The organism is Pseudoalteromonas espejiana DSM 9414, from assembly GCF_002221525.1.
Classification (GTDB): Bacteria; Pseudomonadota; Gammaproteobacteria; order Enterobacterales; family Alteromonadaceae; genus Pseudoalteromonas; species Pseudoalteromonas espejiana.
In genome coordinates, this window is sequence record NZ_CP011028.1 from 3,363,304 (window position 1) to 3,389,041 (window position 25,738).

Below are 25,738 nucleotides of genomic sequence, written 5' to 3' on the forward strand. Positions count from 1 at the left end.
TTACATTTGCATGACATTAATTACAGTTATATGAGCGCCTTTATGAACAACACAACTCTTCAACAACTCGAACAACTGATTGACTCACTAATCGAGCGCAACAACCAATTACAAACTGATGTTGCTAGCTTAAAAGAGCAAAACGCAAAACTAAGTGATGAAAACGAAATTTTACAACTAGAAGCATTAGAAAACGAAGAAAAGCAAAAAGATGCTAGCTCTACGTTAACTGGCTTACTTGATAAACTGCAAAGCGCACAACAGGCAAGCTAATGTCTGAGCTGCAAAACCAGCGGGTCACAGTTGAGTTGCTAGGTAAAGAGCAGCAGTTTGCATGCCCTGTAGGGCAAGAAGATGCATTAATAGCAGCAGCACAAAATTTAAATGACTTGGTTGAGCAAACAAAGCAACGCTCATCTGTTCGCAACGAACAACAAGCAATACTTTTAGCAGCACTCACACTAAGCCATGAGTTATTAGAAGCTAAAACCCATGCCAGTGTTGAGCAACAGCAGCAAGATCAACTCATTGATAAACTTAGCCAATGCTTGGCGAGTGACCCAATAAAAAAATAAAAAGCGCCCAGTGCGCTTTTTGTTTATTATAATGTATCTACAACGCCGCACAGAGATACACAATGAAGTTAAACGCCCTCTTTTTAAACGTTATCCCCGCCCTTTTTTTAACGCTTAGTGTCTATTCTCAAACAAGTTTTGCAGCGGTTACTTGGCAACAAGTAAACGATAATATTCATTTTTTAAAACAGCAAGATAAGCTGCGCTTTTACGACTCTAACCAAGTGCTGATAGAAGGCGAAAAATGTGCCCTAATGGTTGATGCTAGCGGTAACTTTGCAGCGGTTGAAGCACTGGCAGAACAGCTAAAAAAGCACCTTAAAACCCCATTATGTTATTTGGTTGCTACACATTTTCATGATGATCATTTACTTGGCATGGCAGTGCTACAACATGCTTTTCCCAAAGCGCAGCTAATTGTGCACAAACAAGTCGCAGATGACTTTACAATTTACCAAAAAGCCTACCAAGACAAACTCGCTGGGTATGAAAAAAGCATTGAACTGAGCTATCAACGATTAGCCACACTCCCGACGCAAGAGCAAACACAATGGCGAGAAAAGCTTAGCCTTGCAAAACAACGTTTTTTACGCTGGAAAACATTTAGCTTAAATAAACCACTTACAGCTATTAGCCAACAAAAAACGATAGATTTAGGCAACTTTAACGTTCAAATAAACCCAGAGCAGGCGCACACTAATGGTGATTTAACCCTAACTACAAACAACGGCAGCTTACTCATTGGTGGCGATATTGTTGATTGGCTGCCATACCCAGGCCATGGCGAACTGCAAAACTGGCAAGCCTTACTTGAGCGCTATATTAATCAGAGCAATTTGCGTACAATACTTCCCGGCCACGGCGGGGCGCTTAAAAAAGAGCAGCTTAAACAGCCTTTATTATTTTTAACCTCGCTTTCAACACATGTTAAAAATAATCAAAAACATACGCTTGAACAACTTATAGATACATTCCCTAAAAATGTATTAAAACCCTATAAACAAGAAGCGCTCAATACAAAGTCGAGCCAATTATTTTTACAAGCAGGGCTTAAACGCGCCCAACTTACTCAGCACACGGAATAGTGTTAAAACATAAAGGTATTTATAAAAGAGATGATAATGCGCGGATTGCTAATGAGTTGTGTATTTATTTTTATGCTAGGTTGTAGCACTTCGCAAAAGCCTGAGCCTGCTGATGCGCCGCAAATTTTTACTCACTTTGAGCCAAGCTACGAAAGCCAAACCGAGTTTGAACCGAGTAAGTCAGAGCAAGTAAGCTTGGCAACTACGCAGCCTTTGCCTAAAGTAAAAAAAACGATTGTAAAAAAACGCCCTGCAAAGCCAACTAATTTGTGGGTTCACATTGCTAATAACCTGCATTTTACGGTTTATCAAAATCGCGCTTTAAAAAAACGTATTAATTGGTATTTAAAGCAACCTAACTATTTGCCTACCGTTAATAAGCGCGCTGCGCCTTATCTGTACCATATTGTAAAAAAAATAGAGCAAAAACGCCTGCCTATGGAGCTTGCCCTACTTCCTTTTGTAGAAAGTGACTTTAGACCAACAATTGCCTCATCTCAGCAAGCAGTAGGGGTATGGCAGTTGGTGGGGGCTACGGCGCATCATTTTGGCGTTAAATCTGATCACTGGTACGATGGACGCCAAGATGTATTAGCCTCAACCGATGCCGCACTTGAGTATTTAAGCTATTTACATAAACGCTTTGATGGCGATTGGCTACATGCACTGGCCGCCTACAATAGTGGTGAGGGCCGCGTAAAGCGCGCTATAGAAAGCAATAAAAAACGCGGTAAAAGCACCGATTACTTCTCGTTAAAACTACCAAAAGAAACCGCCGACTACGTGCCCAAATTATTAGCACTTAGCTATTTGGTTAAACACCCACAAAAAGGCTTTAAGCGCCCTAAGCTTGCTAATAAACCTATAACAACGCAAATGAACGTAGGTCAGCAATTTGATTTTTCGGTTATTGCAAAGCTCTCTGGTGTGGGGTCAAAACAGCTACATGCACTTAACCAAGGGTATTTAAAAAACCAAAGTTCGCCCAATGGGCCCCACTCGCTGCTATTACCTATTGGCCAAGATGCTTTATTAAAAAGCCAATTTTTTAAATCTAATTTTGCTGGCGAATACATAGTGAAAAAAAACGATACGTTGTACAGCATCGCAAGGCGCTTTAGCATGTCGGTAAAAGCGCTCAAGCAACTAAACGAAAAACAAACCAATATGATAGGCATAGGCGAGAAACTGCTGGTAGGGCAACCTAAAACATTACCTGAATCGCTGACGGTTGATTATCAAATAAGTCCGTACCTAGAGCCACAAGAGGTGGTGATCCCTACACTTGAAATAGATTACGAAGTAAAACAAGGTGATAGCCTATGGAGCATAAGCCAACTTTACGAAGTTCCTCACAGCGATTTAGCAAAATGGAACAATCTCAGTGCATCAAGCATTTTAAAGCCTGGTACACAATTAACACTATTTATCCCTCAGGCTGAAAAACCTAAAGCCCCTTTGAAAAAACAAGACCTACTACACGACCTACAAAAGTCATTAATTCAACCTCGTTGAGTTTATAAACGCAGGTAATTCGCGTAAAATCGCCCTTTAACATAGTCAAAAACGTAAAAGAGACAAGCATGCAAATTAGCAAAAATTCAGCGGTTGAATTTCACTACACATTAAGCGAAGCGGGCGAGCAAATAGAAAGCAGCGTAAACGAAGCAGCACTTAGCTACATTCACGGCGGCGAAGGCATGCTTCCAGGTTTAGAAAAAGCCCTTGAAGGTAAAACAGCTGGCGAAAAATTTAGCGTAACCCTTGAGCCAAGCGAGTCTTACGGTGAACGTGTTGATGACTTAATTCAGCGTATACCACTTAAACACTTACAAGGTGACGTTAAAGTATGGAAAGCAGGCATGACTGCGATGGTGCATTCAAACCAAGGGCAGCATCAGGTAACACTTGTAAAAGTAGGCCGCTTTAATGCTGATTGCGATTTAAACCACCCATTTGCTGGTAAAACGCTGACATTTGACGTTGAAATTGTATCGGTACGTGAAGCAACCAGCGAAGAAATTTCGCATGGCCATGTTCACGCTGAAGGCGGCTGCGGTCACTCTCACTAGTCACCCACTTTAAATTAGGAGCATGTATGTCTAAGGTTGCGATTGTTACTGGCGGTACAAAAGGCATTGGTTTAGCCGTTGTAAAACGTTTTATTGAAAGCGGTTATACAGTGCATAACCTTGATATTGAGCCAAGTGAATTTGGTGTATTTCATCAATGCGATGTAAGTAACGTAAGCGCAGTAAAGGCGTGTATAAATGCCATTTGTGAGCAAAGCCCCACTATAGATATACTTGTTTCTAACGCAGGAAAACACTTAAATGCGACAATAGAGAACACCGATGAGCAAACCTTTGACGAACTTTTTGCGCTTAATGTTAAAGGTGCCTACGCTGCGCTGCAAAGTGTGCTCCCTAGCATGAAAGCGCAAAACAGCGGCGCAATTATTTTAGTTGCCTCCGATCAGGCAATTATTGGTAAACCTAACTCGTTTGCGTATAACCTTACAAAGCACGCCCTTGCCTCAATGGCTAAAACAACGGCGCTTGATTACGCGCTATTTAATATTCGCGCTAATGCAGTGTGCCCAGGGACTATAGAGACCCCTCTTTTTCATAACGCAATAGATGCGTATTGCAGTAAAAGTGGCGCTAATAAGGCCGATATAGTGGCAGAAGAAGCAAGCCTACAGCCTCTTAACCGACTAGGCCAAGCTGATGAAGTAGCAGCACTTGTTAGCTTTTTAGCAAGCGATGATGCAAGCTTTATAACTGGCAGCCTACAAAGTATTGATGGCGGCTACACAACGCAATGAGACCGTGCCAATGAGCCTAAAAATTATTGACCCCCATGTGCATTTTTTTAACCTTGCCCAGGGGCAATATACTTGGCTACAAGGTGAAAACCCACCAGCATGGCCAAATTTAGATAAAATAAAACAACCTGTAAGTGCTGAGCAACTTGTTAAAAGTACCGACTTTGAACTTGCAGGAATTGTACATATTGAAGCTGGGTTTGATAACCACTCACCCATTAATGAGCTTAATTGGTTATCTACTCATTTAAAAAGCCTGTCATTTAAAGCCATTAGCTACACACAAATAGACGCCTCAATAGATGAGTTTACACGCGCTATTAATGCACTTAAACACCCTAACTTAATGGGCATAAGAGATATAACGGAAGGTAACGACGCCGCACGTTTACTTAACCCTAACTGCTTTAGCAACTTGCAATTACTTAGCCAGCAAGGCATACATTTTGAAGCCCAGTTTGAACTTGAAAACACACTCGTAGCTGCTCAGCTTGCACGCTATGCCAAGCAATTACCGCAGCTAAAAATTATGATAAACCATGCAGGTTTACCGTGTAACCTAGCACAATGGCAGCAAAGTATTGAGCTACTCAGCGCACAAAGTAATATTGCAATTAAGTTTTCTGGGTTTGAGCTTTTATCGTTAAATGAGCAGCAATTAACACACTGCTTTAATTATATTTTTAAACACTTTGGCGAGCAGCGTATTTTATTTGCGAGTAATTTTCCGGTGTGCCAAATAAACTCAACATATAATAATGTATGGCATAAACATAAAGCCTTATGTAACTCAGATAAAATATGGCACCACCTTAGCTATTCAAACGCTAAGCATTTTTATCATATATAGGTATGATTAAATTTAATCACTCACTAAACTGCGGCCACTATTATGAAGTTAAAATTAGTATTTACACTCCTAAGCACTTTAATATTAATAAGTGGTTGCGCCTCAAATAATGAGCCGACTCCTAAATTACATCATGCCTTACTTAGCGAGCCCAACAGTAAAGCTGTAGAGCAGGTTATAGAACGCTTAATGCATATTAAAAACGTTAGCCTAGATAACGATGTATTTTTAAATACCAGCACATTTACCCTCAAAAATTCTAAACGCAGCGATGCTAGCGTTAATGAGCAGCTTAACTTTCCTGATCAATTTGAGCTTATGATTAAAGCGCAGCGTTGTTACGTACGTCACCTCGATAGTAAAGCCACGGCAGAAATTAAACACGTTACATGCAAAATAAACCTGTAGAACCCTGTATTGTAACGCATATAAAAAGGCCGGTAAGTGAGCTATCACTTACCGGCCTTTCTTTTAAATATGTTATTGTTGCTAATTAACGTTATTTAATTTCTACACGTTGTGAGCGCATAACAATATCATCATTTAGCTCAATACCTAGCCCAGGCTCTTCTGATACTTCAAAGAAACCATTTTTTGGTTGTGGGTCTTGTAAACACAGCTCACGGTTCCACTTTTTAATTGCGTAGGTATGGTGCTCATGAATCAAAAAGTTAGGAATAGCGGTTTCTAAATGCAGTGAAGCCGCAGTAGCTACTGGGCCGCCACACACATGCGCCTGAATGCGCACATCAAAAATATCGGCATAGTCACACACTTTTTTGGTTTCGGTAAAGCCACCACATAAACCAATATCAGGCTGTAGTACGTCAATGCTTTGATCTTCTAAATACGGACGCACACCCCAACGGTTGTATAAACGCTCGCCACCGGCAATAGGCACGGCTACTTTGTCGGCTACTTTTGCATGTAAAGAGTGGTTTAAGTAATTAACCGGCTCCTCGTAATACATACAGTCAAATTCTTCGGCTATTTCGCCAATTTGAATTGCCGAAGTAGCACCCGGTAAACTATGACATTCAAAAATAATATCTACTTCGTCGCCCACAGCTTCACGTATAGCTTGCATACGTGCACGATATAACTTCATTTCTGCACGTGAAATAATTTTAGTACGATCATAATACGTATTACCGTCTTTATCGTACTGAATAGGGTCAACTTTTACCGCATCGTAACCTTCAGCAATCGCTTTTAAAGCGGCTTCGGCATATTCTTGTGGTTGTACAAGTGCTTTAAACTCGCTATCCCAGTCAAACTGCAACTGCGATGCGTAAGTACGAAGCTTGTCGTTAACTTTGCCGCCTAGTAATTGGTATACAGGTAAGCCGAGTGCTTTACCTTTAATATCCCAAAGTGCGGTATCAATTGCACTCATTGCAGCATAAACCACAGGGCCGCCACCTAAACCCCAAAAGCTTTCGCGCAACATACGCGACCATAACTTTTCAGTTTGAAAAGGGTCGTGGCCAATTAAAAATGCATCGGCCATTTCTTTTATCATTGCAGCGGCTGCGCTATGGCCTAAGTCGTAGGCAAGGCCCGCTTCGCCAACACCGCTAATACCTTCATCAGTATGAATACGAACAAACACAGGCGTCCATGCTGGGCGCTCAGGGCAATGAATATCAAATACTTCTACGCGATTTACTTTCATTAAAATTCCTTAATTAGCAAAACTGGGATCAAGTCGGTACGCTTTACGTAACATAGCAGGCCAAGCTAGCTGTCCACCTGTGCTACCACTGTGTACAACGTTAGCTTGGTTATAAATATTATCGATTATTGGCTGCGGTACAGGTATAGCTTCTTGCGAGCTGGCTTGAAGGGCTAATTGTATTTCGCAGGCGCGCTGTAAATCATAAAAACGCATAAATGCATCGCCTACGGTTGGCCCTACTGTTAGGCCACCGTGATTGACTAACAACATATGATTGGTGCTACCTAAATCATCTTGTAGTACTTTGCGCTCATCATCATTTACTGCAAGCCCTTCATAACCATGATACGAAAGTGATGGCAATGAAAACATAGAATACTGGCTCAGCGGCAATAAGCCATTTTTTTGAGTAGCAACTGCGATGGTTTCTTTGGTGTGTAAATGAATAACACAGTGTGCGTCTTCACGTACTTCATGAATTGCGCTGTGTATTGTAAAACCCGCAGGGTTAATGCTAAGAGGTGTGTCGTCAATTATATTACCGTTTAAATCAACCTTTACTAAGTTAGATGCAGTTACCTCATCAAAGGTTAAACCAAAGGCATTTACAAGATAGTGATCCGTGCCAGGCAAGCGCGCCGATAAGTGCGTGTAAATTAAATCTCCCCATCGAAAATGATCAACTAAGCGGTAACAAGCCGCTAAATCAACACGTAATTGCCACTCTTGCTCCGACACTTTATTTTTTAAATCGAGTTGGGGTAAATCAAACATAATAAGCCTTTTAAAATACGTACAACAACACAGGTACGAATAGATGTTTAGAAGTCTAAAGCAGTATTAATTTTATAGCAAACACAAACAAAACAGCCACACATGTGTGTGGCTGTATTAAGGTGACGTAATATCTTAATTAGATAAAAACGTACTATACACGCGGTATATTATTTTACTTTAGAAAGGTAATCAGCAATTGCTTCAAACTCTTCATCAGTCACTGAGGCTACCATAGCTTTCATTGCCATAGTCATGCCATTACTGCGTGCACCCGATTTAATATCTTTCATTTGCGCAACTAAATAGTCTTTGTTTTGACCATTAATTTTTGGGTATGCACCCATAATTGGCGCTTTACCTTCAGCACCGTGACATGTTTGACACATTTTTTGAGTATAAAGGGCTTCGCCATCAGCAGCTGCTGCATTAAACGAAAAACTTGCGGCTAAACTAATACCCGCGCCTACTATTAGTGTTTTCATCTTGCTCATTGTATTTACTCTTCTTTTTTGACGGTTAGAAAAATAGTCTATTGATTGTAGTAAACAATCTAATAAAAAGCATACGTATCAATTTACGTTAGGCGATCAAACACGACTACGTTTAGCTCACCATTACTTACTTTAGCAAATAATAATGAACAGCCACTTACCACACTAAATCATCTGGCACTTCAAAGTCGGCGTACGGGTCGTCTTCATCTTTTGGTTTGTTTTCTGGTTCAACATGAAAAACAATGTATTGCTCGTCCACTTCTGCCACTTTACGTGCCGGCTCGTCGTCAAGTACGTAAAACTGCCCTTCTAGCACACATATTGCTAAACGGCCGCCCGAAAGTGCCTTTTGGGTTTTTTCGTTTACGTCTATTCCTTTCACTTTATTATCGTAAGTAAAGTTAAAAGTACGCTCACCACGAATAGAGTCTTGGTTATGGTGCTCAAGTATTTGTTTAACGCGCGCCACTTGCTCACGTTGTTTTAATTCACTTTGGCGAGACTGATTAAGCTCTTCAGCCTTTTTTTGCTGCTCAAGTTTAGTTTGCTGTATGTGCTTTTGCAGATCGCTAGGGTTACTTGTAGCCCCTTTCTTTTGCTTTTTTTGTTGCTTACGCTTTTCTGATTTAGCAACTTTTGCTTTATGCGATGTTGTTAACCCTGCTTGCAGCAATTGGTCTTGTAATGAACCCATGGCTTTGTTCCACTAAAAACTTATATTAGGTTTATTTTAATCACCAACGAGTACAAATAACAGTGCTATTAGCATTAATCTAGCAAACGCGTAATTACAAACCCTGATTTAACGCAAACTAGAGTGTTTTAGCATATGAAATATATACTATTTTTAATATACTCTGTTTAACTTATCAGCATATATACTAAGCCTTGCAATGCGTTTGCCTCATCTACTTATTTGCTCCGTATTTATATTTTTTGTGCTATATGCGCCGCAGCCTTTACTTAGTTTATTTGCACGCGAGTTTAATGTATTGCCAGCCGTTGCTGGCAGTTTAATGACCGCTACTATGTTGCCTTTAGCAATTGCCCCTTTTTTATATGGGTTGTTTTTAGCTAAACGTAACCCGTTAAAAATACTGCGTATAGCAATGATTTTTTTAGGCCTAAGCTGCCTATTATTTACGCTTGCACCTAGCTTTAAGCTGTTACTTTTAGTGCGGTTTTTACAAGGCCTAACGCTGCCTGCTGCACTAACCGCCATGACCAGCTACATTGGCACCAGCTACAGTAACGATACGCTACAAAAAAATATGACCTTTTATATAGGCAGTACCATAGCAGGTGGTTACTTTGGCCGTGTTTTAGCCGCATTATTTAGCGATTTATGGCACTGGCAAAGTTTTTATTATGTTATTGCCTTTGCCCTTATTGGGCTTGCACTTAGTATTAAACCGCAAGGCTTTATAAAAGCTAAGCAACCTATGCTTTCTCCTTTAGGTTACATAAAACAGCTTAAAAATGGCTCGGTACTAAAATTATATGGCGCCGTATTTTGTATGTTTTTTTGTTTTGCAGCACTACTTAATTACCTTCCGTTTATTTTGCAAAACACGTTTTTAATTACCAACACTCGCGACATAGGCTTAGTGTACAGCGGTTACTTAATTGGTGCTTTAGCATCTGTTGCAACGCCTTGGCTTGCTAAAAAAGCTCCCTCGCCCTGGCATTTACTGGCCGCGGTATTTATTATTTATAACGTGAGTATTTTATTACTTATAAGCCACCAGCTAAGCGTTTTTTTAATCGCCTTTACGCTGTTTTGCGCCGCCATGTTTGTTATTCATTCAAGTGCAGCCCCCTTAGTTAATAAAATAAGCAAGGCCCCAGCAAGCGTGACTAATGGTGGTTATGTATCGTTTTATTACAGTGGCGGAGCGCTTGGCTCATTGTTACCGGGCGTGGTGTACCAACACTCAGGGCAAACAGCATTTATGCTGTGTTTACTGAGTGTGTGTATCGTGGGATTTTCTTTGGTTATGTGGGGTTATCTTGAAGGTAAAAATACAACCCGAGGCTGATGCCCTGTATGACTAAAAAAGGTGTTTAAATCGTTTTTAGTAAGCAGCCATGTTTGTGTGTTTTCAAATAGATGGCAATGAAAAAGCGCATTAAACCAAATATCTTGGTCAAGCCATAGCGTCACTTCATTTTGCTTATCGTTTGCTAAGGCCAGCATAGATACACAACCTGGCTGCACTTTTAAATATCGTGCTAGGCGCTCGTTTGATGCAAACCCTAATCGAGAAAGCCCCTGCTGCTTAGACAAGGTTTTTAAATCAAGCTGTTTATCGTGAGCGGTGATCACTAAAAAGTGCTTTTTACCTTCGTTATCACGTAAAAATAAGTTTTTAAGCCGCGTGCCAGGGCGCTTTACCATAAATGCATCGGCATCTAAACTCGTATGCAGCGCAGGATGCTCTATTACATCGTAACTAATTTCTAGTTGCGCTAATACTTGCGCAAGCTTTGCTTTATCGGCCAACATGCTACAAACAACGCCCTCTTAGCTGCACACTTAAATCACGCCATAACACTTCGCTAATTTCGTGCTTGTTTTCGCAGTAATTGTTTTCACTGAGCTCTTGATTTAAAAAACTAACCGCTTGGTCTTCTAACTGCAGTTTTAACACGCTTGAATCTTCAAAATGTTCTTGCTCAATGTAACGTTTTACATCGGAGCGACTAGGCCTATTTTTACCACCTCGTCCCTCACCGTTTAAATTAATATTACTGCGATGCTTAGCTTTAACCGACACCACATATGCAAATATTTTATTACCTTGCTCATCTAGGTTCTCATAAAATTGCTTGTTGTTTATTTCAAAGGGTGGCTCTTCGTTGCTAGCACAACCGGCAAGTAGCAAAGCAAGTACACAGATACTTTTTTTCATTGTTTTTGTCGTTTAGCGTGGTATTTGTCTCGAGTCTATCAAAAATAAACGATAACAGTTAAATATTGCTAAAAAATACTTGACCAATTTTATAAATATATTTAAAGTTCACCCCGCTTGGAACTCAGCAGCCAAGTAATTACAGTATTTGTAATTTAGGAATGTGGGGCTATAGCTCAGCTGGGAGAGCGCCTGCCTTGCACGCAGGAGGTCAGCAGTTCGATCCTGCTTAGCTCCACCACTTTCCTACTCTCCTCCATCATTGTTATGCCTCATTTTATTATTCTATTTTTAACTACTTAATCGCATTTATCATAGCTAATTTCTTGTTTGTTTAGTTTTTTTTGTCTATAAATTATGTCACTTGTACTAATAATACTTTTGGCTTAAAGAATGGATCATCCAAAACGCTCTACCTTAAAAAAGCTTGCTGCAATAGGTTTAACCGCGGGCGTTGTTACCCATGCGCCTTATGTATTTGCACGTAAAAAGGTCACACTGAGAGTATTGGGTACTCATGTAACCTTACAAGAAGCCATTCGAAAACAAGCTATGCTTGATTTAGGTATTAATATTGAATTCACACCTGCTGGCAGTGCCGCAGTTTTACAAAAAGCCTCTATGGACCCAAGCTCGTTTGACTTATATGAACAGTGGTCAAATAGCATAAATGTGCTGTGGAATGCAGGCTCAATCCAACCAATAGAAAAAAAGCGCCTCACTTACTTTAATGAAATAAACACACTTACCAAAACAGGGAAGCTAACCCCCGATGCAAATATCGGTGCAGGTGATGCACCATATAAGTTACTCAATGTACAAGATAATGGAACCTTAAGTGCAGATGAGAGTGACCTAATTAGCTTTTTACCCTATGTGCATAACGTTGACTCATTTGGATATAACACCGCCATGATAAAACCTGGTATTGCATACGAAACAGAAAGCTGGGGCTGGTTATTAGATAAAGAGCACGCAGGAAAAGTAGCGATTGTAAATGCGCCAACTATTGGGTTATTTGATTTAGCCTTAGCAGCACAGAGTAAAGGCCTAATAAAATTTAAAAACATTGGTGCAATGACACGCTCTGAGTTAGACCGCTTATTTAATATTTTATTAGATTACAAACGCCAAGGTCACTTTGCGGGTTATTGGAACTCAGTTCCTGAGTCTGTTGAGTTTATGAAAAGCCAGCGAGTACATATTGAAAGTATGTTTTCTCCGGCCGTAGCAGCACTTAACAGTCAAAACATAAACGTGCGTTTTGCAGCCCCAAAAGAAGGCTACCGCGGCTGGCACGGGGTTATGTGTTTATCGTCGCAAACAAAAAACAGCGTAAAAGATGCAGCCTACGATTACATGAACTGGTGGCTTTCAGGCTGGCCTGGCGCCTTTATTGCTCGCCAAGGCTATTACATTAGCAACCCTCAAAGATCTAAAGCACTCTTATCGCCCGAAGAGTGGGACTACTGGTACTTAGGTAAAAAAGCCGATGTAGACTTACTTAATACAAATAGAGAGGTCGCTGTAAAGGCCGGTGAACAGCGCAATGGCGGAAGCTATAATAAACGCTTTAGTAATGTAGCAGTGTGGAACAGTGTAATGCCTACTTATGATTACAGTTTACAAAAATGGTATGAGTTAATAAGCCGATAATGATAGTACGCTCAATAAAATCAAAGATAATAATCGCCTTATGCTTTTTAATAACCATATTAATTTTGCAAAGTTACTTATTTAATTATTCGCAAAAATCCCTTTTTAAATTACAAAGTGCGCAGCATAAGGCATTACTGCAAAGTGAAACCGTTACCCGCTTAGAAAATGATGTCATTTCACTTCAAAGCCAAGCCGTAGCCTATTTAGATCATGCAAATAGTCATACAGTAGATAAGTTTAATGTTCACCTAAATGCAGCTAAAATAAACTTAGAGCAATTAAGAAAAAACTTCCCGGATTATGATGAAGATTACCAAAATCAAATCACTCGCCTAGACGATTACGTTAAGAGTTACCAAGAAACATTTAATCAAGTAATTATTAATAGAACCAAGCGTGAACTGTTATATGAGAGCCAGTTTAAGCAGCCCATAAACAATCTAAAAGCGCAAATAAATAAGCTTGAAAAAACCAGTACACTAAAAAACCAAACCCTTTTTGTCGATACGTTGCTAACAATTAGTAATATTGAGCAAGCCACTGCCAGTTATTTGTACAAGCCAAATTATGATGAGGCACTTAATGTGCAAAATAATCTAGCACATTTAAATACACTGCTGAAAAATATTGATGAAAGTAGTATTAACTTGCTTAGTAATACAACTGAGCTCAAACAAGCCTACAGCCAATTGGTGCTTTTAACACGCAGCTATACCTACTCAGTTAACGTAGTTTTAACCGGAATTGAAAATGAGTTACTGTATTTAGCTAGTCAAATTAGAGGGATTGAAAAACAAAAGCTTACCAAAACAGAAAAGCAACTGAGTGAGCACTTAATAAGAAATACTGAGCTTGCGAATCTTTTTGCGGCTCTTATTACTATTATTATTATTTTGGTTACGTTTTTTATTTTTAACTCTGTTATTAAGCCTTTAACACAACTAACAACGTTACTTAAAGATATGAGCAGTGGAAAGCAGGTTAACCTAAGCGGTAACATGCACCACCAAAGTGAAATTAATTCTGTTATAACAGCTGCAAATGCACTCTACTTAAAAAACAAGCAAACAAATGAACTATTAGAAGAAACCCAAGCGCTTAATTCAAAAATGGAAACAATGAATAAAGAGCTGACTGTAGCTATTACACAAGCAAAAAATGCCAACCAAGCGAAAGGCGATTTTGTTGCTAATATGAGCCATGAGCTACGCACACCAATGAATGGCATTTTAGGAATGCTACAACTATTACAAAGCAGTGCCCTGCCCGCTAGGCAAAAGCACTATGCCGATAAAGCCTTTTCAAGTGCGCAAAATTTACTACAAATACTTAATAACGTGCTTGATTTTTCAAAGCTTGAGTCTGAAAAGGTTAAGCTTGAGTCCATCCCATTTACTTTACATACCGTTGTTTCTAACGTTAAAAATTTATTTTCGGTTAATGCTAAACAAAAAGGGTTACGCCTTAACTTTGTACTACATGTTGATGCGGGGCTTGAGCTTATTGGTGACCCTTTACACTTGAGCCAAATTATCAATAACTGTGTTGGCAATGCTATTAAGTTTACTGAGCACGGTGAAATCACCTTAAGTATTGAAGCCACAACACAAGATAAACAAAATATTCACTTACGCTTTGGAATAAAAGACACAGGTATAGGAATGACACAAGCGCAGTGCGCTTCTATATTTGATTCGTTCTACCAAGGAGATTCGAGTACAACACGTAAATACGGCGGTACTGGATTAGGTTTGACTATTTGTAAGCAACTTACAAAATTACTTGGTGGCGAAATACAAGTACGTACTACACCTAACCAAGGGAGTGAGTTTTACTTTACACTGCCGTTTAAAATGTCTAGCCAAGAGATATTAAAAAAGCATGCATTGTTGATTAGCCCCAATACAGATCAAATAAACTCCCTAACTACGTTATTGAGTAATGCTGATATAACCACTGAAATTACTCAAGAGCCGCTTCGTGCTATTGCAAAAATGTCTCAGCCCAGCAATCCCTTTAATATCGTAATTATGGCGTTGCCACATACAGAGTTAAAAGATAACTTTATTTTGCAGCAACTTTACCTACAGAAACAAAAAAACAAACATAAGCTACTACTCATTCTGCTAATTAACGATCAGGAGCATCCTCAAGCCGTCCCCGATAGCGAACACATTGATATTATCACTATCGGTAACACTCATACTGAGTCTCAGTTAATGCGCTTACTGCTACCCGACTCAACAAAACTTGATGCGGGTGAATCATACCCGCAATTTACTGGTTACACTGCACTGGCAGTAGATGATAACCCTGTTAACCAAGAAATAATCGAAGCATTATTAGCTAAATTAAATATGACGGTGGTATCTGCAAGTAATGGACAAGAAGCGCTTACTAAGATTGAAGAAACCGACGTAGATATTATTTTTATGGATATACAAATGCCCGTGATGGATGGCTTAGAGGCGACACGCACACTCCGCCAAAGAGGTTATACAACACCTATTATTGCGGTAACTGCTGCAGCATTTTCAAATGATAAAAAAGCAGCAATTAGAGCTGGCATGGATGATTACTTAGTTAAACCCTTATTGTTTGGATTACTTTGTGACACCATAGAAAAACATATAAAGAAAACCGATACGTTAAGTACATTAAATTTAGAAGCAGCAAAAGATAACCTTGAAGAAAATAGCGAGCTCATCAATCTAGTATTTACTAAATTTAATGATGACTATAGCCATTTCATGGAGGTTGCTGTCAAAAAGTTAAATGATAATGAATATACAAGCTTATCTAGAGCCATGCATAGTCTAAAAGGACTAGCAGGAACGCTAGGTTTAGAGTTACTTGAGCAAAGTGCTAAAAAGGCAGAGTTAGAGCTTACAAATAACGAATATACTGACCTTGATATTTTTAATGAACAACTTACCTTAGCACTTTATGCTGTTAGGCAATTTCTCATTACTAGCACCATAAAAGAAGACACAGCAACATTAAGCCCACCAGAAGATCAAACGACATTAATTGATGAAGTGTATTCTTTAGCTTTATCTGCTCGCCCAATTCCTAGCAAATTTATTAGAGAGATTGAGCTTAAGCAATTCCCTAATTCCCACCCATTATTCGAGTTAAAAGAAGCAATAGATAACTTTAACTACACTTTAGTGATTAAACTTATTGATAAATACAGAAATAACCTTAAAAACTAGACAATTATAGGAACTATAAACTAACGTTAAGGGGTATTTATTGAATAAGGATTTAGTGTGCATTCGATCTTTCTCGCTGACAACAATAAGCCTGTAGCGAATCAAAAGCAAAAACCATTGATTCTCATTGTTGATGATGAACCTAGTAATTTGCACGTATTAGTTGAGGGTCTACTTGCTGACTACGATGTGCGTATATCTACTAGCGGCGAACAAGCACTTGTGTTTGTTGAATCAACGCGTCCAGATTTAATCTTACTTGATATCATGATGCCCGGCATGGATGGGTATGAAGTATGTAAAATTTTAAAGGCCAAACAAAATACCAAAGGTATACCAATAATTTTTGTTACCGCACTTACTGAAGAGGAGTCTGAAGAAAAAGGCTTTGCAATGGGTGCTATTGATTACATTACTAAACCTTACAAACTAGCTTTAGTAAGAGCTCGCGTACGCACACATATTACCGCGCAAGGCATGCTTGATAGGCTTATCGAAAAAAACTTTGACCTACACGATAAACTCCTTGAAATAGAGGCATTAGCGACAGAGTTAAGTCAACGCGAAGAAGAACTTAAGCAGCTATCCTCTAAACAAAAATTATTTTATCAGGCCCTAACAAGCACCGCTGATGGCGTGGTTATTACTAATAGTGAAGGAAAAATAATTGCGGTTAATCCTTCATTTTGTCGCATTACAGGTTACTGCGAAGCAGAATCACTTGAAATGGACTTAAAAGATATTAAACAAAATAATCACCCTAGCATTAGCTTTGATAAAGTATGGCAACATGCGCATGAGGCTGGTTATTGGAGTGGTGAGCTAGTTACTAGAAGAAAAAATGGAGAGCTATACCCTGAGCTATTAACGCTTAGTATGGTAAAAAGTGAGCAAGATACCAACATAAATTATATTGGCGTATTTAGTGATATATCGAGCGTTAAAGTAACACAAGAACGCATAGACTATTTAACCTGGCATGATGAGCTCACTGAGCTACCAAACCGAAATGGTTTTTTAAAACAGTTAGAACAAAAGTTACAAGACTGTAGTAATGAAAAAACCTATGCCTATATTTATATTATCGATATAGATAGCTTTCACTCAATTAATGATGGATTAGGGCTCTTAGCTGGAGATAAAATTTTAAAGGAACTTGCAAAACGTATTCATGCTAACGTTGATAAAAAAGATATTATTGCACGTTTAGGCAGCGATGAATTTGCGGCCCTTTGTAGTGTAGATAAAGGTATTGGAAGAGCCCGAACACAATCAATTGCCGAAAATAAGGCACAAGAGCTATTAAAAGCTGTAAACCAACCTTTTAAAGTGGATGGGCAAGATGTAAGTCTGACCATCAGCATAGGTACTTATATTTTCCCGCGTGAAGATGTGTGGGAAAGTGCAATTGAGACTATACGTAATTGTGAGGCTGCTTGTTACAAAGCCAAAGAAAAAGGCGGTAACAGAGTTACATTTTTTGATACTTCATTTGGCGAGCAAGCAAAACGCCGATTTGAAATAGAACAAGATTTAAGAAAAGCGATTCCACAAAATGAGTTGTCGATTTATTTACAGTCGCAATTTGATAGTAGCCAAGCGCTTAAAGGTGCCGAAATTCTCCTACGATGGAACCACCCTCAAAAAGGCTTTATAAGCCCGTGTGAGTTTATTTCTATTGCTGAAGAGTCTGATGTAATATTTGAGTTAGACTGTTGGGTAACATCGAATGCGTTAAAGTTACTACTGGAATTAAAAAATACCCATCCAACATTAAATATATCAGTGAATATAAGCGGGCGTCATTTTCACGAACCTAGATTCTTAAACTTTATAAGCCAGCAACTAAAACAGGTAGATATTAACCCGCAGCAACTCACCATTGAGATTATTGAAGGCACATTACTTAATCACATGGAGGCCGCTATAGAAGCCGTTCACTACCTCAAAAGGCTTGGTGTGCGTGTCTCTATTGATGATTTTGGGACCGGTTACTCAAGCTTAACTTACCTAAAACAGTTACCTATTCATGAGTTGAAAATAGACCGCTCTTTTGTACTTGAAGCTCCTACAGATAATAACGATAAACTGATAATAGATATGATTGTTAGCCTAGGGAGGCTATTTCAGTTAGAAGTTGTAGCAGAGGGGGTGGAAAACCAATCACATTTCGATTTGTTGCAAGAATACCCAGAAGTTATCTTACAAGGTTATCACTTACATCGCCCTGAACCACTTGAGCAGTGGTTAGAAAAGCTTAATAACACATTTCAAAATGCATAATTACCGCCGATTTGATACCGGCGGTATGCGCTTGCTTAGCGTATGGTAATTATTTACGCACTTGGCCTTCGCCGTTAACTAAATATTTTTCGGTAGTTAATGACTCAAGCCCCATAGGGCCGTAAGCATGAAGCTTAGTCGTAGCAATACCAATTTCTGCACCTAAGCCAAGCTGAGAGCCATCTGAAAAACGCGATGATGCGTTGACCATAACAACAGATGCATCAACACTGCGTTGGAAAAGCTCCGCTGCAGTATCGTTTTTGGTACAAATAACTTCAGTGTGGTTTGAACCAAATTGTGCAATGTGTTCAACCGCAGCACTAAAGGTTGGCACTACGCGAATCGCGATTTCTAAATCTAGATATTCTTCACCAAACTGTTCATCAGTAAGTACCGTTGCATTATCAAAGTATTTAGCTGCTTGTGCATCTGCGTTAATTTTTACGCCTTCTTGACGAAGCACTACCGCACATAAATTTAAAAACTCATCTGCTACATCTTGGTGTACCACTAAACCTTCAAGTGCATTACATACACCTGTACGCTGTGTTTTACCATTGAGTAATAAGTTAATAGCTACTTCTAAGTCTGCGTCTTTATCAACATATAAATGGCACACACCTTTAAAGTGCTGAATAACAGGAATTGTGCTGTTTTCGGTTACAAAGTTAATTAAGCCTTCACCACCACGAGGAATGATTAAATCAATGCTTTCACGTTGCTGCATTAATTCCATTAATAAAGCGCGGTCTGGATCTGGAATTACCGAGATTAATGCTTTTGGTAAGTTATGCTTTTCAAGCACGCTATGCATTACGCTTGCAATAGCCTGTGAGCTTTTAAGGGCTTCTTTACCACCGCGTAAAATAACACCATTACCCGATTTAAAACATAATGCACCCGCATCAGCAGTTACGTTAGGGCGTGCTTCATAAATCATACATACAACGCCTAATGGCACACGCATTTTACGAATTTTAATACCATTAGGACGCTCTGTAATATCGCGTAGCTGACCAACTGGGTCTTCCAGGCTTACTATAACCTCTATGCCTTCAGCCATAGCTTCAATACGCTCATCGTTAAGCGTTAAGCGGTCAATCATTGAGGCTGCTAAATTGTTATCGCGCGCTGCGCTCAAATCACTTTCGTTTTCTTTGATAATAAATGCTTTTTCTGCACGTAGTGCTGCCGCCATTTCGGTTAACACTTGGTTCTTGGTCTCGGTATCGAGTAAAGCAAGTGTGTTTGCAGCTTTAGCTGCTTGGCGTGATATATCCGTAATTAAACTCATGACTTCTCCAATAATGCGATATCTTTTTCAGAAATAACCGGACCGATAGAGTCCTGCATTTTTTCGCTAAATTCACTTTGTTCGTTATCTGCAATAAAGCTTAACAAACAACTACTATAATTTGCGGTGGCTTTTGCTAAGCGCGTGCCATCTTCGCTTCTAACTAAAATGGTGTCGCCAATGGCGAACTCACCATGCACTTCCATAATTTCATCGCCGCGTATGCAACCATCTTCGCCTTCAAGTGACTCATCAAACGAGCCATCAACTACTACTTCACCTTGCTCATTTGCAGTGTGCGTCATCCAGTGTACGGCTTCTTGCATTGGTTTTTCATACGGTAAGAAAACGCTGCCTGGGTTTTCACCGGCTAGTAACCTGTTAAAGGTTTCTTCTTCAAAACCGTTGATAATATAAGTGGCTATACCATGTGATGTAGCTTTTTCGGCGGCTTCTATTTTAGTTTTCATACCACCAGTACCTACAGCACTTGTAGCACATCCTGCCATAGCGTAAATAGACTCATCAATTGATTTTATTTCAGGCAGCAGCACTGCATCATCGTGAAGGTTTGGGTTTTTATCGTAAAGCCCATCCACATCAGAAAAAATCATCAACGCGTCTGCATCAGCCGCAGCGGCAACCATGGCTGATAAGTTATCGTTATCGCCCACTTTTAGATCATCCGTTGTTACTGCATCATTTTCGTTAATAATAGGCAGTACACCGTGCTCTAACAAGGTAAATACAGTTTCGCGAATACTCTCATAACGCTCACGATCTCTTAAATCGCCGTGGGTTAATAATAACTGGGCAGAAGGAAAATCAAAAAAGCGATCCCACATTGCCATCATTTCTGTTTGACCCGCGGCTGCCATTGCTTTTTTCATTACTACAGAACGCGGTATATCTGATGGAAATAAGTGTGAGCCTGCTGCTACTGAGCCTGAAGATACTAAAATAACTTCAATACCACGGGCGCGACAACGAACAATAAATTGTGCAATGGTTAATAAATAGCGTGAACGACAGCCATCTTGATCAGGGGCTATTAAAGCGCTACCTACTTTTAAAACAATACGACGCCAATTTAACTTTTGCATAAAATCTCAACTTTCCATTTTATCTGCATTCACATAATGTGAACTAAAACTAAGTAATTGCGTAAACGGTACGCAATTTCGAATATGTTATTTACTCAACCACTTTTTAGACGCACGCAAATACCCATCTAAAATCGCTTTTAGATTTGTAAAGACATGAAATAGCACCAACCAAAATGTATGGAGGTCTATTAAATATAAAAGTAAAAAGTGTTGTTTATGTATCGCTGTAAAAAGCTGTGTGCGGCTTTTTTGTTAACAACATACATAGAGCCTCTAAAGTCAGATACACCAACAGATAGGGTGATGACTCAAGGACCGAGATTTAACCGCCACGATGGGGGCTAAACATTGAAAGTAATAGTTCAACTCAAACATTTATTTACTTAATAAATTAAATAAACTTATTTGAAAAAACCATACCTAGGAGTTCAATTCAGTAATAGCTACTCATAAATACAAAAAGTAGCCTACATACGTATTATTACTGCTTAAATATGACGCCAATATTAATAACGAGTATTAATTGGCAAAAATTATATTTAGATGACTAATTGTTTGAACTCTAATTATAATACGTTAATTCAAGGGGTAAGATCAAGGCTAAAAATCGCCCTACCCTAAACAAACCAAAGCTAAAACAGCAATTACCTCATAAAAATCAGCAGGTTAAAAAGTATTTTGAATTTTAATTCAATTTTTATAAATAAATCAATAAGTTTAACCTACAATTTTTATATGAAGAGCTAAGATTTTATTAGCAAATTAAACATTTCCCGTGTATACCCCTGTATTAATATTTAACAAAAGTTATACTTTTTTATATTGTGATAAATAAGGAATTCTCAATCTATGTCAGCAATTTATATAGCCGGTATCGCACTTTGTTCTGTGCTTGCCCAGTGGGTAGCGTGGGCATTTAAAGTACCCGCTATCTTGTTCTTATTGCTTACCGGTTTATTGTTAGGGCCGTTTAGTGGTGTTTTAGACCCTGATGCTTTACTAGGTGATTTATTATTTCCTGTTGTGTCTTTAAGCGTAGCGGTAATTTTATTTGAGGGTGCTCTCACCCTGCACTTTAGGGAGCTCAAAGGTATAAGTAAGGTCGTTCGCAATCTATGTTCTATAGGTATGCTTACTACCTGTGTTGTTATTAGTTTAAGTGCTTATTGGCTGCTAGAGCTTAATTGGCGAGTGGCTGCAGTGTTAGGTGCCGTTTTAGTTGTTACAGGCCCAACCGTTATTGCACCATTGCTTAACTCTATGCGCCCGACTCAAGATATTGACCGTATTTTACGTTGGGAAGGCATAGTAATAGACCCTATTGGCGCCTTATTTGCAGTTTTAGTATTTGAAGCTGTTATGTTGGTAGGCCAAGGTGAAGTGCTTAGCCATACCATAGTCGCGCTGGTTAAAACCTTAGGGGTTGGCTTAACCATTGGGGTCGTTGCTGGGTGGATCACCACGCAATTAATGCGCCGTGAGTGGCTCCCATTTGAGTTACATAAATTTGGTATATTGGCGCTAGTACTCATTAGCTTTTCGGTATCAAATCATTTAAGCCACGAATCTGGCCTGCTAGCGGTAACTGTATTTGGCATTTGGCTTGCCAACCAAAACGATTTAGAAATTGACTCTGTTTTAGAGTTTAAAGAAGACTTATCGATGATTTTAATATCATCACTGTTTATTTTACTTGCTGCACGCCTACAACTTTCAGATTTAATGATGCTAGACGGTGATGTCTTTATATTTTTAGCAGTTGTGCTCTTTATTGCACGTCCGCTATGTATTGCTATATCTACTTTTGGTACAGACCTGCCTATGAAATCTCGATTAGTACTTTCGTGGATAGCGCCACGCGGTATTGTTGCCGCTGCTGTAGGCTCTGTATTTGCACTAAGTATGATGGAAGCCGGTGTAGCCGATGCAGAAAAAATGGTGCCGCTGATATTCACCGTTATTATTATCACAGTGGTACTACAAAGCTTAACCGCTATACCGGTTGCTAAACTGCTAGGGGTGCGTCAGCCCTCTCCCAATACCATACTTATTATTGGTGCTAACCATGTGTCACGCGCTATTGGCCGAGGCCTTAAGGAGCAAAACATACCTGTGCACTTGTCAGACCCAGCATGGGAAAACTGTAAAATGGCACGTATGGATGGCTTACCTTGTTATTATGGTAATCCACAATCAGAACATGCTGAGCGTTATTTACCATTAACAACAATTAGAACTGTATTGGCGCTTTCACCGAATCGCCACCACAATGCGCTTGGGGTGCAGTATTTTTCGCATTTATTAAACGAAAAGAACGTGTTTTCACTACGCTCATCCACGTCACATGCAAAAGCAAACAAAGACAGCGCTACCTTTTTATCCAGACAAATACTGTTTGGTGAAGATGGCTCATACGCCCGCTTAAGTAGCATTATTGCTAAAGGCGGTAAAGTAAGCGCAACGCGGATTTCAGAAGAGTTTGATTGGGAAAAATACCAAGAAATGAACCCTGAAGCTATACCGCTATTTATATTGAAAGGTGACAAAGACAGCGATGAAGATACACCAGTTAAACTTCGCCCGTTTACTAGCAATATGGAAAAGCCGCCACAAGAAGGCGAGCGTATATTTGCATTACAACCACCAAAAATGTCGGTGCTAAAAGACCCTGCAAAAACAAAAGGTAAAGAAGAAGGCTAGCCTCTTCAGTAATTGCAAAAAAGCCCTAATTAAACATTAGGGCTTTTTATTGGATAAAATAAACGTGCAATATTATTGATATTACATAGGTAACCGAGCACGCGCTACAACGCTATCTGGCATTTTTTGCGCTAGTAAGTTAAGAGCGCGTTCAATTTTTTTGTGCGTTGCTTTGTCTGCAACCATCGAATTAAACAGCCAGCGATATGCATCTTCAAAATCACGCGGGCTGCCATAACCACTATTAAAAAGCTTAACAAGCCTAAGCTGCGCTTTTAAATTACCTTGAGCAGATGCTTCACGTAAATACATAATAGCCATGGCTTTATCTTGTTGTACCAAACGGCCAATGTCGTAGTAGCGCCCTAACTGCTCTAATGCAGCCGCTAAGCCTTGCTCAGCCGCTTTACGCATATAATACACACCTAACTCTACATTTCGCTCAACACACACGTTATAGGCCAGCATATCACCGTATAAAAACTGATATGAAGGCAGCGCCATTTTATTGGCCCTCGCCTCTATATCTTGTACTAACTGGCAATCATCTGCCTTTACCCGCTGTAAGTGGGTATTTTTATTAATTAGGGCGATGAGCTCAGGCTCAGTATAAAGCGGCACAGCTGCGGGGGTTTCTTCAGCTAACACATTGCTATTAAAAGATAAAAGCATTGGAGCTAGCATAGCCGCTAAAAGTGTATTACAAGAAAATAAACGCATGTTCACCACGTACAATATAAAACTTACTAAATAATATACAAAGATCGTTCCAAGGTGAATTTTAGGCACAAAAAAAGCTGCACAAAGCAGCTTTTTTCAATTTAATGGTGATTATGCAAACGGGTTGCGAAGTACCATAGTTTCTACACGATCTGGGCCGGTAGAAATAATATCAACAGGTACACCTGTGATTTCTTCAATACGTTTGATGTAGTCAATCGCAGCTTTAGGTAAGCCTTCAAGGCTAGTTACACCTACAGTGTTTTCTGACCAACCTGGCATTTCTTCGTATACTGGTGTTACTTTCTCGTAACCTTCAGCAGCTAATGGCGTTACATTAGTAACGGTACCATCTTCAAGCTGGTAACCAGTACAGATTTTAAGTGTTTCTAAGCCGTCTAAAACGTCAAGCTTAGTTAAACAAAAACCTGAAATGCTGTTGATTTGTACTGCACGGCGCATAGCTACTGCGTCTAACCAACCTGTACGACGTAGTCGACCAGTTGTCGCACCAAACTCATGGCCTTTGTCACCTAAATGCTTACCTACTGGGTCTTGTTTTTCAAGGCCATCGTAAAGCTCTGTAGGGAATGGACCTGAACCAACGCGTGTCGTGTAGGCTTTAATAATACCCAATACGTAATCAAGGTTTAATGGACCAAAACCAGCACCCGTAGCAACACCACCAGCAGTCGTGTTTGAAGACGTTACATAAGGGTAAGTACCGTGATCGATATCAAGTAATGTACCTTGTGCACCTTCAAATAAAATGTGCTCGCCCGCTAAACGTGTTTGATCTAAAAGCTCGGTAACATCAACTACCATTGCTTTTAAGATATCTGCAACAGCCATTGCATCATCAAACGTTTTTTGGAAATCTACAGCATCTACTTTGTAGTAGTTAACTAATGTGAAGTTATGGTATTCAAGAACTTCTTTTAGCTTAGCTGCGAATAATTCTGGATTAAATAAGTCACCCACGCGTAAACCGCGACGTGCTACTTTATCTTCGTACGCTGGACCGATACCACGGCCAGTTGTACCAATTGGCTTGTCGCCGCGAGCTGTTTCGCGAGCTACATCTAATGCAACATGGAAAGGCAGAATTAATGGACATGCTTCACTAATTAAAAGACGCTCACGTACTGGTACGCCACGCTCTTCTAACATGCCAATTTCTTTCATTAGCGCTTCTGGTGATAAAACCACACCATTACCAATCACACATTTAACATTGTCACGTAATACACCCGATGGAATAAGGTGTAGAACTGTCTTTTCACCGTCGATAACTAAAGTATGACCCGCATTGTGGCCACCTTGATAACGAACTACTAAAGATGCTTTGTCTGTAAGGAGATCAACAACCTTACCCTTACCTTCGTCACCCCATTGGGTGCCTAATACAACAACGTTTTTACCCATTGTAAATTCACTTAGAGAAAATTAGGACGAGATTTTACCAGAAAACTAAACGAAAGATCACCCCTGTTCAGCTTATTTTTTCCGCGAGTGAGAATATTCAACCAAAGCAGCTTTAATAACCACATAAATAACAGT

The 25,738-nt window shown here is 39.6% G+C and carries 23 protein-coding genes and 1 tRNA gene; 14 read left to right on the top strand and 10 right to left on the bottom strand.

Translation table 11 applies throughout. The features are described 5' to 3' along the window. The first annotated feature begins 42 nt into the window (after positions 1–42). The 8 genes from zapB to PESP_RS15300 all read left to right on the top strand — a co-directional run bounded on the left by zapB (position 43) and on the right by PESP_RS15300 (position 5,745). Positions 43–273, top strand: coding sequence for a cell division protein ZapB (gene zapB / locus PESP_RS15265; protein WP_024031454.1), 231 nt, complete (start codon positions 43–45; stop codon positions 271–273). After that, positions 273–575, top strand: coding sequence for a cell division protein ZapA (locus PESP_RS15270; protein ID WP_004587640.1), 303 nt, complete (start codon positions 273–275; stop codon positions 573–575). The genes zapB and PESP_RS15270 overlap by 1 nt, the downstream gene beginning before the upstream one ends. Positions 576–637: 62 nt before the next feature. Then, positions 638–1,660, top strand: coding sequence for an MBL fold metallo-hydrolase (locus tag PESP_RS15275; RefSeq protein ID WP_089348798.1), 1,023 nt, complete (start codon positions 638–640; stop codon positions 1,658–1,660). Positions 1,661–1,711: 51 nt separating this feature from the next. Then, a complete protein-coding gene (locus PESP_RS15280) occupies positions 1,712–3,175 on the top strand; it encodes a LysM peptidoglycan-binding domain-containing protein (RefSeq protein ID WP_371862734.1) in 1,464 nt (487 codons plus the stop codon). Positions 3,176–3,243: 68 nt separating this feature from the next. Next, on the top strand, positions 3,244–3,732 hold the full coding sequence (locus tag PESP_RS15285) for an FKBP-type peptidyl-prolyl cis-trans isomerase (RefSeq protein ID WP_089348799.1): 489 nt from the start codon (positions 3,244–3,246) through the stop codon (positions 3,730–3,732). Positions 3,733–3,758: 26 nt separating this feature from the next. Beyond that, the gene (locus tag PESP_RS15290) at positions 3,759–4,487 is read left to right on the top strand and encodes an SDR family NAD(P)-dependent oxidoreductase (RefSeq protein WP_089348800.1); all 729 of its coding nucleotides are present in this window, start codon (positions 3,759–3,761) and stop codon (positions 4,485–4,487) included. A 10-nt stretch (positions 4,488–4,497) separates the two neighbouring features. Beyond that, a complete protein-coding gene (locus PESP_RS15295) occupies positions 4,498–5,337 on the top strand; it encodes an amidohydrolase family protein (RefSeq protein WP_089349190.1) in 840 nt (279 codons plus the stop codon). A gap of 42 nt (positions 5,338–5,379) precedes the next feature. After that, complete coding sequence (locus PESP_RS15300; RefSeq protein ID WP_089348801.1) at positions 5,380–5,745, top strand: hypothetical protein; 366 nt, start codon at positions 5,380–5,382, stop codon at positions 5,743–5,745. Positions 5,746–5,836: 91 nt separating this feature from the next. On the opposite strand, the gene PESP_RS15305 is transcribed toward PESP_RS15300, so the two are convergent. The 4 genes from PESP_RS15305 to PESP_RS15320 form a co-directional block, all read right to left on the bottom strand. After that, positions 5,837–7,012, bottom strand: a complete 1,176-nt coding sequence (locus tag PESP_RS15305; RefSeq protein WP_089348802.1) for a mandelate racemase/muconate lactonizing enzyme family protein — start codon at positions 7,010–7,012, stop codon at positions 5,837–5,839. A gap of 9 nt (positions 7,013–7,021) precedes the next feature. Beyond that, a complete protein-coding gene (locus PESP_RS15310; protein ID WP_089348803.1) occupies positions 7,022–7,789 on the bottom strand; it encodes a class II aldolase/adducin family protein in 768 nt (255 codons plus the stop codon). A 170-nt stretch (positions 7,790–7,959) separates the two neighbouring features. Further along, entirely contained in the window at positions 7,960–8,283 is a 324-nt protein-coding gene (locus PESP_RS15315) for a c-type cytochrome (RefSeq protein WP_089348804.1), read from the bottom strand. Between the two features lie 157 nt (positions 8,284–8,440). Further along, positions 8,441–8,980 carry a DUF2058 domain-containing protein gene (locus tag PESP_RS15320; RefSeq protein WP_089348805.1) on the bottom strand — a complete coding sequence of 180 codons (540 nt, stop codon included), beginning with the start codon at positions 8,978–8,980 and terminating at the stop codon, positions 8,441–8,443. 199 nt (positions 8,981–9,179) lie between these two features. Here PESP_RS15320 and PESP_RS15325 point away from each other — a divergent pair, with 199 nt between their 5' ends. Next, positions 9,180–10,325, top strand: coding sequence for an MFS transporter (locus PESP_RS15325; RefSeq protein ID WP_089348806.1), 1,146 nt, complete (start codon positions 9,180–9,182; stop codon positions 10,323–10,325). Here the strand turns inward: PESP_RS15325 and PESP_RS15330 are convergent. Both PESP_RS15330 and PESP_RS15335 read right to left on the bottom strand, forming a co-directional pair. After that, on the bottom strand, positions 10,292–10,792 hold the full coding sequence (locus PESP_RS15330; protein WP_089348807.1) for a prolyl-tRNA synthetase associated domain-containing protein: 501 nt from the start codon (positions 10,790–10,792) through the stop codon (positions 10,292–10,294). The two genes, PESP_RS15325 and PESP_RS15330, sit on opposite strands and share 34 nt — an antisense overlap. Before the next feature lies 1 nt (position 10,793). Beyond that, entirely contained in the window at positions 10,794–11,198 is a 405-nt protein-coding gene (locus PESP_RS15335; RefSeq protein WP_089348808.1) for a putative periplasmic lipoprotein, read from the bottom strand. A gap of 165 nt (positions 11,199–11,363) precedes the next feature. Between PESP_RS15335 and PESP_RS15340 the strand changes: the two genes are divergently transcribed. The 4 genes from PESP_RS15340 (at position 11,364) to PESP_RS15355 (ending at position 18,355) form a co-directional block, all read left to right on the top strand. Further along, a tRNA-Ala gene (locus PESP_RS15340) sits at positions 11,364–11,439 on the top strand. A gap of 152 nt (positions 11,440–11,591) precedes the next feature. After that, complete coding sequence (locus PESP_RS15345; protein WP_089348809.1) at positions 11,592–12,854, top strand: ABC transporter substrate-binding protein; 1,263 nt, start codon at positions 11,592–11,594, stop codon at positions 12,852–12,854. Between the two features lie 65 nt (positions 12,855–12,919). Then, a complete protein-coding gene (locus PESP_RS15350; protein ID WP_245852096.1) occupies positions 12,920–16,072 on the top strand; it encodes a hybrid sensor histidine kinase/response regulator in 3,153 nt (1,050 codons plus the stop codon). Between the two features lie 57 nt (positions 16,073–16,129). Next, the gene (locus PESP_RS15355; protein WP_089348811.1) at positions 16,130–18,355 is read left to right on the top strand and encodes a two-component system response regulator; all 2,226 of its coding nucleotides are present in this window, start codon (positions 16,130–16,132) and stop codon (positions 18,353–18,355) included. A 49-nt stretch (positions 18,356–18,404) separates the two neighbouring features. Here PESP_RS15355 and PESP_RS15360 read toward each other — a convergent pair whose 3' ends face one another. Together PESP_RS15360 and proB are read right to left on the bottom strand one after the other, a co-directional pair. Further along, positions 18,405–19,652, bottom strand: coding sequence for a glutamate-5-semialdehyde dehydrogenase (locus PESP_RS15360; protein ID WP_089348812.1), 1,248 nt, complete (start codon positions 19,650–19,652; stop codon positions 18,405–18,407). Beyond that, the gene (proB, locus tag PESP_RS15365) at positions 19,649–20,755 is read right to left on the bottom strand and encodes a glutamate 5-kinase (protein ID WP_089348813.1); all 1,107 of its coding nucleotides are present in this window, start codon (positions 20,753–20,755) and stop codon (positions 19,649–19,651) included. Before proB ends, PESP_RS15360 begins: the two co-directional genes overlap by 4 nt. Positions 20,756–21,607: 852 nt before the next feature. Here proB and PESP_RS15370 point away from each other — a divergent pair. Further along, complete coding sequence (locus tag PESP_RS15370) at positions 21,608–23,458, top strand: cation:proton antiporter (RefSeq protein WP_089348814.1); 1,851 nt, start codon at positions 21,608–21,610, stop codon at positions 23,456–23,458. 81 nt (positions 23,459–23,539) lie between these two features. Here PESP_RS15370 and PESP_RS15375 read toward each other — a convergent pair whose 3' ends face one another. Both PESP_RS15375 and PESP_RS15380 read right to left on the bottom strand, forming a co-directional pair. Beyond that, positions 23,540–24,178 (bottom strand): tetratricopeptide repeat protein, encoded by a 639-nt coding sequence (locus PESP_RS15375; RefSeq protein ID WP_089348815.1) that lies wholly within the window; start codon positions 24,176–24,178, stop codon positions 23,540–23,542. Between the two features lie 111 nt (positions 24,179–24,289). After that, on the bottom strand, positions 24,290–25,603 hold the full coding sequence (locus tag PESP_RS15380) for an adenylosuccinate synthase (protein WP_004587661.1): 1,314 nt from the start codon (positions 25,601–25,603) through the stop codon (positions 24,290–24,292). Positions 25,604–25,738 lie beyond the last annotated feature (135 nt).